The organism is Corynebacterium provencense, from assembly GCA_900049755.1.
Classification (GTDB): Bacteria; Actinomycetota; Actinomycetes; order Mycobacteriales; family Mycobacteriaceae; genus Corynebacterium; species Corynebacterium neomassiliense.
The window spans coordinates 119,691-134,978 of record LT160593.1 but is presented as its reverse complement, the minus strand read 5'-3'; the positions used below and the strand labels follow the sequence as shown (position 1 = coordinate 134,978).

The 15,288-nt window shown below is 66.5% G+C and carries 12 protein-coding genes; 4 read left to right on the top strand and 8 right to left on the bottom strand.

Translation table 11 applies throughout. The features are described 5' to 3' along the window. Nucleotides 1-6: 6 nt before the first annotated feature. The 4 genes from pgfA to lysX all read left to right on the top strand — a co-directional run bounded on the left by pgfA (nt 7) and on the right by lysX (nt 6,929). Nucleotides 7-1,197: a cell envelope lipid trafficking protein PgfA gene (gene pgfA / locus BN3906_RS07080; protein ID WP_066586521.1), complete on the top strand. Its 1,191-nt coding sequence runs from the start codon at nt 7-9 to the stop codon at nt 1,195-1,197. Next, nucleotides 1,127-2,551 (top strand): MmpA family trehalose lipid delivery protein, encoded by a 1,425-nt coding sequence (locus BN3906_RS15560; RefSeq protein WP_495697494.1) that lies wholly within the window; start codon nt 1,127-1,129, stop codon nt 2,549-2,551. The genes pgfA and BN3906_RS15560 overlap by 71 nt, the downstream gene beginning before the upstream one ends. A gap of 1 nt (nt 2,552) precedes the next feature. Next, complete coding sequence (locus BN3906_RS07070; RefSeq protein ID WP_187119912.1) at nt 2,553-3,224, top strand: hypothetical protein; 672 nt, start codon at nt 2,553-2,555, stop codon at nt 3,222-3,224. 294 nt (nt 3,225-3,518) lie between these two features. Continuing rightward, nucleotides 3,519-6,929 (top strand): bifunctional lysylphosphatidylglycerol synthetase/lysine--tRNA ligase LysX, encoded by a 3,411-nt coding sequence (gene lysX, locus BN3906_RS07065; RefSeq protein WP_261796902.1) that lies wholly within the window; start codon nt 3,519-3,521, stop codon nt 6,927-6,929. On the opposite strand, the gene BN3906_RS07060 is transcribed toward lysX, so the two are convergent. The 8 genes from BN3906_RS07060 to BN3906_RS07025 form a co-directional block, all read right to left on the bottom strand. After that, nucleotides 6,916-7,449 carry a hypothetical protein gene (locus BN3906_RS07060; protein ID WP_066586519.1) on the bottom strand — a complete coding sequence of 178 codons (534 nt, stop codon included), beginning with the start codon at nt 7,447-7,449 and terminating at the stop codon, nt 6,916-6,918. The genes lysX and BN3906_RS07060 overlap by 14 nt on opposite strands. Next, complete coding sequence (locus BN3906_RS07055) at nt 7,442-8,317, bottom strand: LssY C-terminal domain-containing protein (RefSeq protein WP_261796901.1); 876 nt, start codon at nt 8,315-8,317, stop codon at nt 7,442-7,444. Before BN3906_RS07055 ends, BN3906_RS07060 begins: the two co-directional genes overlap by 8 nt. Continuing rightward, nucleotides 8,298-9,674: an alpha/beta hydrolase gene (locus BN3906_RS07050; RefSeq protein ID WP_066586508.1), complete on the bottom strand. Its 1,377-nt coding sequence runs from the start codon at nt 9,672-9,674 to the stop codon at nt 8,298-8,300. Before BN3906_RS07050 ends, BN3906_RS07055 begins: the two co-directional genes overlap by 20 nt. 95 nt (nt 9,675-9,769) lie before the next feature. Further along, nucleotides 9,770-10,399 (bottom strand): hypothetical protein, encoded by a 630-nt coding sequence (locus tag BN3906_RS07045; protein ID WP_147592865.1) that lies wholly within the window; start codon nt 10,397-10,399, stop codon nt 9,770-9,772. Nucleotides 10,400-10,447: 48 nt separating this feature from the next. Next, nucleotides 10,448-11,479 carry a glycine betaine ABC transporter substrate-binding protein gene (locus BN3906_RS07040; RefSeq protein ID WP_066586504.1) on the bottom strand — a complete coding sequence of 344 codons (1,032 nt, stop codon included), beginning with the start codon at nt 11,477-11,479 and terminating at the stop codon, nt 10,448-10,450. Nucleotides 11,480-11,492: 13 nt separating this feature from the next. Next, nucleotides 11,493-12,356, bottom strand: coding sequence for an ABC transporter permease (locus tag BN3906_RS07035; RefSeq protein ID WP_066586502.1), 864 nt, complete (start codon nt 12,354-12,356; stop codon nt 11,493-11,495). A gap of 3 nt (nt 12,357-12,359) precedes the next feature. Next, nucleotides 12,360-13,493, bottom strand: coding sequence for a quaternary amine ABC transporter ATP-binding protein (locus BN3906_RS07030; protein ID WP_066586500.1), 1,134 nt, complete (start codon nt 13,491-13,493; stop codon nt 12,360-12,362). A 165-nt stretch (nt 13,494-13,658) separates the two neighbouring features. Further along, nucleotides 13,659-14,798 carry a glycosyltransferase family 4 protein gene (locus BN3906_RS07025; RefSeq protein ID WP_066589433.1) on the bottom strand — a complete coding sequence of 380 codons (1,140 nt, stop codon included), beginning with the start codon at nt 14,796-14,798 and terminating at the stop codon, nt 13,659-13,661. Nucleotides 14,799-15,288 lie beyond the last annotated feature (490 nt).

The window sequence follows — 15,288 nt, the reverse complement described above, 5'->3', positions numbered from 1 at the left end:
GCGACCATGAAAAAGGTTCTCTCCCACGCGCTGATCGTCGTCGGCGCAGCGCTCATCGCTGTCGCCCTGGCTCTGCCGGTCTACGTCCTGCCGAAAGGGAAGGTGCTGCCGAAGGACATCGAGTCCTACACCGTCACCAATGAGGTCGAGGGACGCCTCCTCGACGCGGCAGCCCTGGCCGCCGGCAGGCCCGTCGGCGACAACGCGTCCCGGCCCGAGTGCCGTGGAGAGACCCGCACGGTGTCCTGCTTCATCTGGCGTGACGTTCCCCTGCAGAACCAGCGGCACATCATCGCCCAGGAACCCACCACGGACAAGGAACTGACCCTCGAGGCCGGCAACACCGTGTTCAGGACGGACCTCGCCGAACCGCGGAACCTGATCTCCGCCACGGTCGACCGGGTCACCCTGACACGCAAGACCGCCTTCCCCGTCGACCGTCCCGTCTCCACCTTCGACATGACCGCACCGGCTGTCGGCGGCGGCACCGCCGAGGAGGACACCCCCGAGTTCGTCCGCGACGGCCTGCAGTACCAGTTCCCGTTCGGCACCGAGAAGAAGGCGTACCCCTACTTCGACGGCCAGGTGCTCAAGAGCCAGGACATCGACTATGTCGACAAGGAGAAGATCGCCGGCGAGACCGTCTACCGTTTCGAGCAGGTCATCGAGCCGACAGAGCTGTACCCCAATGTCGAGGCCCGGCTCAACGCCGACGGGGAACTGTCCGCCGCGGACAAGGCGTCCCTGGCGTCCCTGCGCCTGAAGTTCCCCGCCTCGGTGTGGGGTCTCGACCGCAACGACGTCAGAGGGTGGGCTGCTGACGACGAGACCGGCCCCGAAGTGCAGATGTCCCGGTACTACACGGTCAAGCGGACCCTCCACGTCCAGCCCGACACCGGGGTGATCGTGAAGGGGTCCGAGGAAGTGTGGATGTACTACGCGCGCAGTGACGCCGAGGCCCGGGAGATGGCCAGCCCCGAGAACCGGGAGAAGGAGCTCGCCGATCCGACCCGGACCGCCCTGTACTTCCCCGGCGAGTTCAACCAGGCGACGGTTGACGCCCAGATGCAGCGGGCGAAGGACGGTATCGCCCGCATGGACCTGATCGGACAGTACATTCCGTGGGGTGCCGGTCTTGTCGGAGTGCTCCTGCTGGTCGTCGGGTTCGTGGTCTACCGCGGTTCCCGTCGGGGATAGGCACCCCGACAGCGGGTACGCTGCATCCGTGTCTTCCGCCACATCCACCGCCACCGGGTCCCCCACGGGGAACCGGTGGCGTCTGTCGTGGTGCGTCATTATGACGACCGTGGTGCTGTGTCCGTTCGTCGTCGCGGTCGTCACAGGGTGGGACCGTAGGAATGCACTGCTGCTGCGCGACATGTCGGTGCCCGGGTCCATGGCGCTCAACGACCTTGCCACCGGGGCGGACGGTGTGGCCAGGGCCGTCCCGCAGGACGCCGTTCTCGCGGTCCTGTCCCCGCTGGTCCCGCCACCGGTGGTCGTCGGCCTGCTGATGTGCAGTTGCGGGGTGGCGGGTGCGTGGGGGGCATCCCTGCTGGCGCGGCAGTTCGGTGCGGGGTGCGTGGGCCAGGCACTCGCGGCGTTCCTTGTGCTGTGGAACCCGTACCTTGCGGAGCGGCTGCTGCAGGGGCACTGGTCGGTGGTCGCGGCCGGAATGCTGCTTCCGCTGGTGGCGTGGCTGGCGGTGGAGGGACGCCAGGCACGGTCGGCGGTGGGACTCGTGGTGGCACTGACCGTGTGCGCGCTGACGCCGACCGGGCTGATCCTCGGCGTAGTGACCGCGGTCGTGGCGTCCGGCCGGCGGCGGTTCACTGTGCTGCCGCTGGTCGCGGGTGCGGTGCTGTCACTGCCGTGGGTGCTCCCCTCACTGGGGGACGCCGCGGGCACGCTCACGGACGCCGCCGGAGCGTCACTGTTCGCCGCACGGGCGGAACCGTGGGTCGGCACACCCGGTGCACTCGCCGGACTCGGAGGAATCTGGAACGCGGACGCCGTGCCCGACCACCGGCTGCCGCCCGCCGGCGTACTGCTCGCCGTGGCCGCTGTGACGGTGGCGGTGGTGCTGTGGCGGCGGAGTGGGTGGACCGGTGGCCTGCGACGGTTGTCGGCGCTGGGTGGGGTGGCCGTGGTGGTGCCGGCTCTGCTGGCGACTGGGCCGGGGCTGACACTATTCGGTGAGGTGCTGGAGACCGTGCCCGGGGCGGGGCTGCTGCGCGACATCCAGAAATTCGTGGTGCTCGCGCTGCCGGCACTGGTGATGCTGGTGTCGCGGGNGCGGCATCCGTGTCGTCACCGGCCTCGCCGCGCCCCACTGCGCCCACCTGCGGCCACAGGGCTGTGTCTTGTACACATCGGGATGTGTGCCGCCCGCCGGCGTACTGCTCGCCGTGGCCGCTGTGACGGTGGCGGTGGTGCTGTGGCGGCGGAGTGGGTGGACCGGTGGCCTGCGACGGTTGTCGGCGCTGGGTGGGGTGGCCGTGGTGGTGCCGGCTCTGCTGGCGACTGGGCCGGGGCTGACACTATTCGGTGAGGTGCTGGAGACCGTGCCCGGGGCGGGGCTGCTGCGCGACATCCAGAAATTCGTGGTGCTCGCGCTGCCGGCACTGGTGATGCTGGTGTCGCGGGTCGATGTGCTGGTGCCGCGGGTTACTTCGCCTGTCCCGGTCCTGCTGGCGGGAGCACTGGCGTTCCTGCAGGTCCCGTTGCTTCCCGCCGATCTGGCACAGTTGCGTCCGGTGGCGTTGGACGGCGGGTATGCCGATGCCGTGGACGCGGTGGAGGACGCCGCGGAGAATGCCGACCTCAGCGACCCGCACACCCTGCTGTGGCCTCCGGGGAACTACCGGCTCATCGACGGACGTCCGGTGCTGGACCCGCTGCTGAAGATGCTGCCCGGCTCACCTGTGGACCCCGGCTACCTCATCGTCGACGGACGAGTCGTCGACGGTGATCCGACGACGGTGCAACTGCTCTCCGAACTGGCGTCCGGGGGTGCTTCCGGGGACGGGTTCACCCCCGGGGCCGCGCCCGGAACCGCAGACGGGGCGGACGGCCTGGCGGAGGCGGGTGTCGACCTCGTCCTCGTCGAGGTGGACGCTGCCCGTGACGCCGGTGTCGACGTCCCCGCGGTACTCACCGACCCGGCGTCCCCCCATGAACTGGTCTGGTCGGACGACAGGTGGACGCTCTACCGCGTGGGGTGAGTATGCAAACTCGACGGGCCGGACAAGCGGCGGGACGGGGTGCCGGGAGAACGACCCCGACACCCCGGCGACAGAGTCTCCGGAGAAATTCTGAAATCGGCACGCCACCTTTCCGCCGGAAAATGCCATGGCACCGGTCTGCGGTTCCACTATATTCCGTCAGCGTACAGTCACTGTCCGGTGGGCTCATCAGTCTCTGGAGCACCACCACCTTCAGTCGTTCACAGCTCGTACCCACCGCAGCAGCTGGCGCCCTCATCCCCGGGAGTTTCCGTGACTACTTCGTCCCCGACCTTGATCGCAACCGCTCCGATATCGGTTGCACAGCACCAACCTGCGAAGGCCCCCGACCGCCGGCTCCCACGATTCTTCGGGGTTCTCTTCACCGGCTACGCCCTGCTCGGTGCCTTCATCGTCCTGCTGACCTACATCGACAGGAACGTGCGCTCCGTGCGGGCTGCCCTGGATCTGCTGTTCTTCCCGCTGCCGCCCTCCTTCGCCTGGTGTGTGGCACTGTTCTTCCTCGGCGGCGCTCTCCTCGCTGGCAAGCGGCTCGGCTGGCTCATCTGGACGATCCTGTTCGCGGCGCTCAACATCTTCAATCTCGTCGCCTTCATCGTCATCGTCTCCAACGGTGGACCCGGAGATGACTCGTTACTCAGTGACCCAGACCTGCCCATCATCGTCGAGGCGAGCCTGAAGACTATCTATGACGGACCCTGGCCTCTGTTCATCATCGGCTGCATGATCCAGCTTGTCATTCTCGTGGGTCTGCTCCTCGGCTACCGGAGTTTCCGTGCCCGCACCCGCAGCGGATCAGTGTGGCGTGGTCTGGGCTGCTGGCTGACCGGTGTGACAGCGACCGCCGTTGTCGGCGCCGTCCTTGTCTCGCTCTGGCCCGGAAGCCTGTCCGGTTCCGACCGGTGGTGGTGGGTTCTCGAGCACGCGGTCGGCGTGAATATCGCCGAGCATGGTGTACTCGGTGGATCGCCCACCGCCCTCATCCGCTTCACTGTCTCAGTGCTCTCCGCGTTCTCCGTCATCGCCGGTGTCATGGTCCTGCTGCGGTCCAGCGGAGACCGCAACGCCCTGTCCGACACCGACGAGGAAATTCTGCGGACCATGGTCGCCCGGTTCAACGGCTCCGATTCCCTGGCCTACTTCTCCTTCCGTCACGACAAATCCGTTTTCTACGCCCCCGACGGCCGCGCGGCGATAACGTACCGCGTGGAAAACGGTGTCTGCCTCGCCGCCGCCGATCCGTTGGGCGACCCGGCGGCCTGGGATTCGGCGATCGGTGCCTGGACCGCGATGGCAGCGTCCTACGGATGGACGCCGGCAGTCATGGGCGCCTCCGACACCGGAGCCCGCGCTTACGCACGTCACGGTCTCAGTGCAGTGCGGCTGGGTGACGAGGCCGTGCTCCACTCCGCCGACCTGCACCTGTCCTCCCCGGAGTTCCGCTCTCTGCGGCAGTCCGTGTCCCGGGCCCGCCGCTCCGGTGTCACCGTCCGCACCCGACGACACCACGAACTCACCGCCGAGGAACTTCACCGGGTCGACGAACGGGCGGAGGCCTGGCGCGATACCACTGACGAGCGTGGATTCTCCATGGCGCTGGGCCGCATCGGAGACCCCGGCGACGGAGACTGCGTACTCGTCGAGGCACTCGTGGACGGCGAGGTTGTCGCCGAGCTTTCCCTCGTGCCGTGGGGTCCCGACGGCTTGTCCCTCGACCTTATGCGGCGCAGCCCCGCCGCGCCCAACGGCACGGTCGAGAAGATGGTCGTCGACCTGTGCCTCGGGCAGGCGGAAAACTCAGGAAGTGTGCCTGAACCACGCCGCGTGTCACTGAATTTCGCGGTCTTCCGCCGGATCTTCGCCACCGAGAGTGACATCGGCACCGACCCGCTGACCAGGCTCAACCGCCGCGTCCTCGTGTTCTTCTCCCGGTGGTGGCAGATGGAGGCCCTGTACCGTTCCAACGAGAAGTACAACCCGCAGTGGGTGCCGCGTTACCTCTGTTACGGCGAGAGCACCTCCGTCGTGCGCGTCGGTGTCGCCTCCGGCATGGCCGAGGGCTTCATCCCCGACCTCTCGTCGCTGCCCGGCGCCCGGATCCTGGCCCGCCGCTCGACATCTCCGGAACCTGTGCACGGCCCTGCTGCGGAGGCGGCGCTCGCCCGCGTTCCCACCTGGCGCGACGAGGTCGCCAACCCGGTTCGACCGCACCGTCGGATTCCTGAGCAGGTCAGGGTCCGCATGTCCACCGCGGCTCGACTACGTGAAGCCGGAGTAGACCCGTGGCCCGTCGCCGTGAAGCCCACCGTCGGCTGCGGGGACGTCACCAAACTGGATGCCGACACACCGGTGACCGTCTCCGGGCGCATCATGGCGCGCCGCCGGTTCGGTGGAGTGACATTCCTCGATGTGCAGGATTCCACAGGCCGCTGTCAGATCCTCGTTGAAGCCTCTCGTCCGGCCGCGACAACACGAATCCACGACCTCGACCTGGCCGACCTCGTGCAGGTCACCGGTACGGTCGGCGCGTCCAGGAACGGCACGGTGTCGGTACTGGCCGACAGTCTGCGGATTGAGGCCAAGGCCCTGCACCCCCTGCCGGACACCCGCTCAGGTCTCACCGACCCGGAGACGCGGCTGCGCAACCGGCACCTCGACATGACTGTCAACCCACAGGTAGGTTTCCGGTTGAGGGCTCGCGCGGCGGTCCTCAAGGCGCTGCGTGGCGTCCTCGACGCTGACGCATACCTTGAAGTGGAGACCCCCGTACTCCAGCAGACACACGGTGGCGCATCCGCCCGACCGTTCATGACCCACTCGAACGCCTACTCCATCGACCTTTACCTGCGTATAGCTCCGGAGCTCTACCTCAAACGGCTCCTCTGCGGCGGGATGGACCGGGTCTACGAGCTCGGCCGAGACTTCCGCAACGAAGGTGCAGACGCCACCCACAACCCGGAGTTCACTGTGCTGGAGGCGTACCGCACCCACTCCGACTACCACGACATGATGGACCTCACCCGCCGACTGATCTGTGCCGCAGCGATCGCCGTCCACGGTCGACCCGCAGTGACCGGCCCTGACGGCGCACTCGTCGACATTTCCGGGCAGTGGCCTGTGGTGAGTGTCTATGAGGCAGTCACCGCCGCCCTCACCGAAGAACTGACCGCCCGCGGCCGGACCCCGGAGCCAGGATGGGCAGTCACTCCGGGTACCCCTGTGGAGGAACTGCATCGTGTGGCGGACGCCATCGACTATCCGTGGCGCGCGGACTGGGACCACGGCCACCTCTTCGAGGAGCTCTACGGCGACTTCGTGGAGAGCCGGACGACCCTGCCGACGTTCTACGTCGACTTTCCTGCGTCAACCTCGCCGCTGACCCGGCCCCACCGGTCGATCGACGGTGTCGTGGAGCGCTGGGACCTCGTCGCCTGGGGTACGGAACTGGGCACCGCCTACTCCGAGCTCACCGATCCGCTCCTGCAGCGCGAACGGCTGGAGGCCCAGTCCCTGCTCGCAGCCGGTGGTGATCGGGAAGCCATGGAGGTCGACGAGGACTTCCTCCGGGCACTCGAGTTCGGCATGCCCCCCACCGGTGGCATGGGTATCGGAGTGGACCGGCTGGTCATGCTCATCGTCGGCGGCGGGATCCGCGACGTGCTCGCCTTCCCTATGACAAAGTAGCCCGGCGCTTCTCTCTGGCCCGGTGCCTCAGCTCAGTCCTGGCCCGGGTCCAGGCGCGGGCATCTCTGCCGGACAAGGCCAGGAGGACGAGGATGTCCAGCGGAAGTGCCAGCAGAGAAGTACTCAGGACGATCTGCTGACCACGGGCAAAGTAGCCGACCGCGAAAATAATGATGTTCACTGTCGTCCAGGACAGCACCACGAGCCGGGTCACATCCGATCCCCGCCACAGGGAACGGATGAGAGCCAGTAGCAGCACTGTCCAGCCGATGTGCAGCACGGCGAAAGCCAGCGCGCCCCACTTGCCGTTCGGATCCGTCGAAACCACCGTGTCCCAGTTGGTCACCAGATCAATCAACCAGAGCACGCCGCTCAGCGCGCGGAGCAGGAGGAAAGCGATACCGAGTGAGACCCCAGCCGGTCTACGCCCGGGATCAACTTCAGGGACGCCCGAGTCACCTAGGGCGGCGAGAAACTCTCCGGCGGGACGCTTCTCCCGGTGACGGCGCCGCTCAGTCATCACGGTGGATTTTCCTGAGGTCGATGACCGGCAGACTCCCGTCGGTACGCACTGAGTCTCCTCCGCCGTTGCGGGCATGGTAGCCGGTAGCGAAGTCAGTCATGACTTCCAGTTCTGCGCCGATGCCGGTGTCCATGACTGACGCGGTGACGTAGTCACGCTCGACATCGATGTCAGCATCGATCTTATGGGTGATCTGCAGGGTAAACAGGGATAACCCCACTGCACGGTCAAAAGTGGCCGCGCCGAGCCAGTCCACCCGGGTACCACCGGGTAGCAGCCACTCGTCCGGTGTGCGCCAGAGCCGGATGTGATGTCGCTTCGCCGGGTTTCCCGCGACTTCCTGTTGGAACGCCAGATCCTGCAGCCTGCCGAAGAGAAAGAGCGGGCTCACCGGTGCGGTCGGGTAACTTCTCCGCATGATCACCGAGGCCACGATCCGCATCGACGACCACAGATCCACCGGATCCGCCCGGGTCCACCCGGCAGCCGCCATCACCGTCTCAATCTGAGACTGGTCACCCAGCACAGCCACATTCACCGGGTCACCGAGGAGACCGTCGCTGGTACGGGTACGACCGATGAAGTAACCGGGTAAGTAGATTGCAGCGAAGATGCGGTGCACACGGGGCAGCACAAAATAAGCGAGCAACGCCCAGAAGGCGACCAGATACACCGTCCCCGCCCAGCCGACATCGAAGGCCTCGGTGAACAGCAGCCAAGCCAGCCACAGCGCCGCCCCGGCAGCGAAGATGAAGAAAAACTGGTCGAGGACCACGGTCAGCGAGATCCGGTAGCGGGCCAAACTCATGCTCTCATCAATATCACAGCGGCGAATCGGGAGCCTGTCATCCTGCCAGTCCTGCATGCTCGGCCACGGCAGGGAAGGCTCGGCGTATGGCCTCACGCCACGTACCGAAGTCATGGGCCCCGGGCACCGTCTGGACGGTGACATCGACGCCTGCCGCTTGTGCGGCGTCCGCCAGGGCACTGAGATCGTTACGCACAGAACTGTCCCGCTTACCTGCGATGAACCATCCGACCACGTCCGCATACCTGCCGTCAGAGGCATGTGCGTGGAACAGATCCTCCGGATTGGCGGCAGCGAACGCCACCTGTGACCCGCCGTAGAATTCCCGGACAGTCGTCTCGTGGCTGCCGTCTGCGGCTGTCGGACGCCGCTCTCCGGAGAAGTCGAGGAACATCCCGTAGGCCTCGGGGGCATTCGCCACCACCTGCAACGCACACGTTCCTCCGTAGGACAGGCCGCCGATCGCCCAGTGGGACTGGTCGGGGTCAGCGTCGAAACGGCCGACAAGCCAGGACGGAACATCTTTGCTGAGGAAGGTCTGGACCTTCGCCGTCGGCGAGTCTGTGCACACAGGATTTCCCCAGGTAGATCCTGTTGCGTCGACCACGGCGACCACAGGAGACAATCCACCGTGGGTCCGCTGGTAGCGGTGGGCGACATCACCGACACGTCCACTGCCGAACCACTGGGACGGAGCACCGGGGATCCCCGCCATGAGCACCAGGACAGGCAGTGCGGGACGGGGCTCAGAGAACCAGGCAGGTGGCAGGTACACCTGCGCGTCCCGTGCCGCGAATCCTGATGCCGGCGTGGGCACCGGCATAGTGACGACGGACCCGTATTTCGGCTGCGTTCCCCCCTGGTAGGTGTGTTCATCCTGGTCCTGCCAGTCCGTGACAGACACTGTGCCGTCGGAACCGACTGCCCGCGGGAGATCCGAGGCATCAGTCTCCTCATAGGCCTTACCTGGCCGCAATGATCCCACCTCCGGGTACAGATTGAACGCAACGTTGAGCAGGAGGACCGAGGTGAGCAGCACACCGCCGACCAGGACAGACGAACGAACGGGCCGCAGGGTCCCCCGCGTGCCTCGGTCCTGCCTCATCCAGCCGACAAACCCGGTAACCACGGTTACGACCGCAACGACCGTGAGAACACCACCGGCCAGTGCTGCCGGAGGGATCTCTGACAGCCCCACGTCAATGCCCACGACGACGTAGACCAACAGGGCCGCACACACAATGACGGTCACAGCGGCGACAGTGCAGAGCACTGTCAACCTCCGTCGACGGGTTGTTCCGGGGCGCCACAGCATCTGTCGGGACAGTGCGAGCAGGCAGATCAGACCAACAATGAGGAAGACCACCGTGGCCTGGGTTCCGACCAGCGGAACGGAACGAAGGAAATCGGGCATGAGAACAGAGTATGACCCGGCGCGCCGTATGCATCTGACCACGCCACGATCCAGGAACGGAACACGCTGATCACCGGGCGACCACGGCACCGGGGTCAGTGCAGCAGCAGGTGCAGCACTCCGGTGGTCCCGGCCACGACAATCCCGACGTTGAGCACGGCGCTGACCACGCCCCAGACCACCAGGCGTCGCCGGTCAAACCCTGCCATCGCGAGCACGAAGGTGTTCAGCCCCACCGGGGAAACGAAACCGCACAGCACCATCGCGGGTCCCAGGCCGTAGCGGTCGACCCTGGCGAGGATCCGGTCGGCCGCGGCGCGGCGGCGTGAAGGGACCACATCGACGGCGTCCTCCGTGTCCGCTGCAGCCCCAGCGTCATCGCGGGGGAGCGTGCGGCTACGCCGCCGCTCCGTGATCCGGGAGCCCCACAGGGCGCCGGCCCAGGCGGCGAGTGCGGTGCCACCGGCTGCGGCGACGAAAGTGAACTCCCAGTCCACGCCGGCGACCATGCCGATACCGGCGGCGATGTCACCTTCGATCACGGGGACGACCGCGAGGACGAACACGGCGACAAACTGCAGGACCGGGGGAAGGGCGTCCACCTGGTGCTGCAGGTCGGAAATGACGCCGGACACCGCGGACGACACCGAGGACGCCACCCCGGACACCGCGGATACCACAGACGCGGTGTCCGGAGCGGTCGCGACAGTGTCGTTGATCATCATGCCCACTGTAGACGTGGGGTAGGCCGGTTCGACGCAGTCCGGTGCGCGTCACTTCCCCAGCGTGCCGGCCTTCCACGCGTCGATGAAGTCGGGGTTCTTCTCCGCCCATTCCGCCACTGCGGCGTCGAGGTTCTCTCCCCCGTAGTTCTCGTCGGAGAACATGACGTTCTCCAGGGATGAGAGGTGCTCGTCATCGATGACGAGGTTCTTGAGCAGTTGGGCGACGTAGGGGTTGTCACCGGAGAATCCGCTGCGGGAGAAGTTGAGGATGTTCTCCGCCCCTCCCATGGCCCCTTCGGGGTCCTCCAGGTCGCGGACGGGGAAGGCGTCGTAGGCCCAGTGGGGGCGCCACAGGGTCACGGCGATGTTCTCGTCGGCGTCTGTCGTCTTCTTCAGTTCGGCGAGCATCGCCGGGGTCGACGAGATCTGGAAGTTCCAGTCGTCCAGGCCGTACGCCCGGACGGCCTTCTTGGCCTGTTCGGTCAGCCCGGCGCCGGGTTCGATGCCGACGAGCCGGCTGCCGTAGTCGGAGGCGTCGTCTCTGAGGTCGGCGATGGACTGCGCCGGTGAGTCTTCGTTGACGGCGATGGTGAGTCTGGCGTTGTCGTACCAGCAGCCGAGGGGTTCGATGGTGTCCCGGTACTGCTCGAGGTAGCTTTCGTGGGTCACGGGCAGCCAGGAGTCCATGATGAGGTCGATGTCGCCCCGGGACACGCCGGTGTAGCCGGGGCCGGCGTCCAGGGACTGGATGTCGACGGTGTACCCCTCGTCTTCGAGGACGTAGCGCAGCAGGTGGGAGGCGGCGAAGGATTCGTCCCAGCCGTTGAAGGCGGCGACGGTGATCGACTTGTCGGCGTCCACGTCCGTGGTGGTGAGGTCGGCGGAGTCCTCGCCGGGGACGCAGTCGGCGAACCTGGCGGCGTAGGACCCGCCCTCCTCCCCCGCTCCGGTGACTTCGTCGTTGGAGTTCTTCGCACCGCACGCGCCCAGGGAGAGGGTGAGGACGCCTGCGGCGAGTGCGGCGCAGACGGTGCGGGCGCTGTGGCCGGGCTTCCGGGTGCCGGATGGTGTGCTGGTCATGGTTGTTCTCCTCCTACGCGTTGCGCTGTGCCCTGGCCAGCGGAGTCCGGTTGCCGAGACCCGCGGTCACCCTGTCGAGGAAGACGGCGAGGATGACGACGGCGATGCCGGCGTTCACTCCCAGCGGGACGTTGAGACTGCTGATCGCACTGGTGATGTCCGCTCCGAGGCCGGGCGCGCCGGCCATTCCGGCGAGCACCACCATCGACAGTGCCAGCATGATGACCTGGTTGATTCCGGCCATGATGGTGGGCAGTGCCAGCGGCAGCTGGATGCGGAACAGGATGTGGGTGTTCGAGGCGCCGAACGCCCTGCCGGCTTCGACGGTCTCCTGGTCGACCTGGCGGATCGCCAGTTCGGTGAACCGGACCCCGGGGGGCATGCAGAAGATGAGGGTGGCGATCATTCCCGGGGTGACGCCGATGCCGAAGATGACGATGATGGGCACCAGGTAGGCCAGTGCGGGCATGGCCTGCATGAAGTCGAGGACGGGTTTGACCACCCCGGATACGGTGCGTGACTTCGCCGCCCAGATGCCCAGGGGTACGGACAGTGCGACGGCGATGAGCACGGCCACGAGCACCTGGGAGAGGGTTTCCATGGCCTGGACCCATTCGTCGACGGCCCGGACCAGGTAGAAGCCTGCCGCGGTGAGGATGCCGGCCTTCCAGCTGACGCTGGCCCAGGCGATGAGGCCGAAGATGACGACCAGCCACGGGTAGGTGGGGGAACCGAGTACCCAGTAGAAGGCGTCGTAGAGTCCGTCGAGGACGGTTCCGATGAAGTCGAGGAGCCATCCGAAGGCGCCGGTGAACCAGTCGATGAAGTCGGAGATCCAGTCTCCGAGGGGGACGTCGGGGTTGGCGATGGTTCCCACGGCCTACGCCTCCTTCCGGGGGTCGGTTGTGCTGTCCGGGGCGGGCTCGGCGGGCTCCGCTGGCTCAGCGGGGGCTGCGGGCTCTGCGGGTTGGGTGGGCTGAGCGGGTTCAGCGGGCGGGGCCATCGCAGAGACGAGGTCTTCGGCGCCGACGGTGCCGACCACGCTGCCGTTGTCGGTCACGGCCAGGGGACCGTCGGCGGCGGCGGACTGTTCGAACAGTTCGGAGACCATGTCGGTGGCCTCGACCTTCGGGAAGCTGCCGGTGTCTTCGCGTTCTTCGGCGTCGAACTCTTCGATGGGGGTCATGATCTCTGCGGCGGTGAGGACGCGGGAGCGGTCGACGTCGGCGATGAACTCGGCGACGTAGGCGTCGGCGGGGTTGGTGAGGATCTCGTGGGCGGTGCCGATCTGGGCGATCCGACCGTCCCGCATGATCGCGATGCGGTCCCCGAGTTTCATCGCCTCGTTGAGGTCGTGGCTGATGAAGATGATGGTCTTGTGCAGGTCATGCTGCAGTTGGAGCAGCTGGTCCTGCATCTCCGACCGGATGAGGGGGTCGAGGGCGGAGAAGGCTTCGTCCATGAGCAGGATGTCGGTTTCGGCGGCCAGGGCGCGGGCCAGTCCGACGCGCTGCTGCATTCCTCCGGACAGCTGGCCGGGGAGGCTGTCGCCCCAGCCCTGGAGTCCTACCTTCTCCAGCCACCTGTCGGCGCTTGCGAGGCGTTCCTCCTTGGGGACGCCGCGGATCTCCAGGGCGTAGGCGGCGTTGTCCCTCACTGTGCGGTGCGGGAGGAGGGCGAAGTGCTGGAAGACCATCGACACATGTCGGGCGCGCAGGTCACGCAGCGCTTTTCCGTCGAGTTCCGCGATGTTCTCCCCCATGACCTCCACTGTTCCCGCAGTGGGTTTCCAGAGTCCGTTGATCATGCGGATCAGAGTCGATTTCCCCGACCCGGACAGGCCCATGACAACGAAAATCTCCCCCTCTTCGACATCGAAATTCACGTCGATCACAGCGGCCGTCCCCAGGCCTGTCAGCTCGCTGCGGTCTGCCCCCTCTTTCAGTCTACGTACCACTTCACCAGGCTTTTTCCCGAATACCTTGTACAGGTCACGGGCGCGCACGGCAGTCACACGGCATCATCCTCCAGCAGTCGTCGTACGGTTCCCGTCATCAGAACCGTGAAGATCACCGGATCCACTGTACCGAAATTCTTTTCACGACCACGATTCGAGTGACTGAAAGTAACCTTAAATTCGCAGGTCGCAGAAGTCGTAAGTAACCTCCAATTCACCCGCCTACCTGGTGGAATGTCGCGATTCCCGGACAAGGTCTGCAAGCAGTTTCTGCCATGCTTTCCCGGTCGCGTCCCACGAGAAACTCAGGGCGCGGGCGCGGGCGGCGTCCCCCAGTTCCCGCCGCCGGGCCGGGTTGTCGAGGAGCCCGCCCAGAGCGGTGATGAGGTCCCCTTCGGAGTCGACGAGGATGCCGGTCCGGCCGTCGACCACACTGTCACGCAGTCCTGCCGAGGAGGAGTAGCCGAGGGTGGGGACGCCGTGGAGTCCGGCTTCGATGACCGCCAGGCCCCACCCCTCTTTCCTGCTGGGCAGAAGGTGGACGTCCGCGCGGGCGAGGATGCGGTGCTTCATCGCCTCGGTGACGTGTCCGTGGAAGATGACACTGCCGGCGACCCCCAGGTCGGCGGCGCACCGGCGCAGGTTCTCTGACCACCAGCCGTCACCGATGACGTCCAGCACAGTTCCCGGGTGGTCCGGGAGTACCGCGGACAGGGCGTGGACGGCGTGCTCGATCTGCTTGTGGGGCACCAGGCGGGACAGGGTGACCAGGTGGGTTCTGCCGGTGACGTCCGGAGTCGTGTTGTCCGGGTTCGTGTTTTCTGGGGCGGGACTGTCGACCCCGTTGCGGATCACGGTGATCCTGTCCCTGTCGACCCCCAGGTCGACCAGGTCGCCGGCGCTGGGTTCGGAGACGGTGACATAGGGGGTGTGCCGGTGGACGAGGGGCGAGAGGCGTGACTCGGTGAACCATCCGATGCGGGACAGCAGCGGTCCTGCCACGGGCCACTGTTCGCGGTGGCAGTGGTGTGTCAGCAGGACGACGGGAGGACGCCCCGCCGCGAAGATGCGGGCGAAGAACGGGACCCCGTTCTGGGTGTCGACGACGACGTCGAACCGGTTCCTGCACATGTACCACCAGGCCCGCGGGTACACGGACAGTTGACCGCCGCCACGGACGTAGGTCACACCGTCACGGTGCTCCACCGGTGCGGATCCCGGGTAGCGGGCGGTGCGGAAGGTGACGTCGTGTCCTCCTCCCCCGGGGGACGCCAGGTGCTCTGCGACGCGTTCCAGGTACACCTCGCTGCCACCTCCTTCGGGGTGACCTGAATCTCGCCAGCACAGCAGAAGAACCTTCATGATGTGAACCACGGTAACACCCGCGGGGACACCGCTTGGGGCTAACCGGGAGGTCTGTTGCACGGTCCGGTGACACCAGCTTCCGAGCGGTCGGTACTGCCGGCACACGGGTTCGATGAGAAGCGGCCGTCCCAGGCCTCGAGGGTGCTGCGGTTGTTGCCGAGTTCGGCAACCACGGACTCCAGTGGCGTGTCCTGGGCGGGCTCGCACAAGGCGACGGCGTCAAGCTTGAACTGCTCCGAGTCGGTATTCAGGAGAATGGGCGAACGCAATCTTCCTTCCCCTGTCCATTGCCGGAACCAGGGGTGTCCATCACACGGGGGTCTGGCCCACAGACATACCACCTTATCCCTGCACGAACCGCAGTATCTGGCCGCACAGTGTCACACAGACCCGCAGCCTGCAGTAAGGAGCCGGCGCCCACCGAACCCGCCCACCCACGACCAAACGGACCACAGACAGGGTAGGCTACCCATTCTGTCCGTCTACT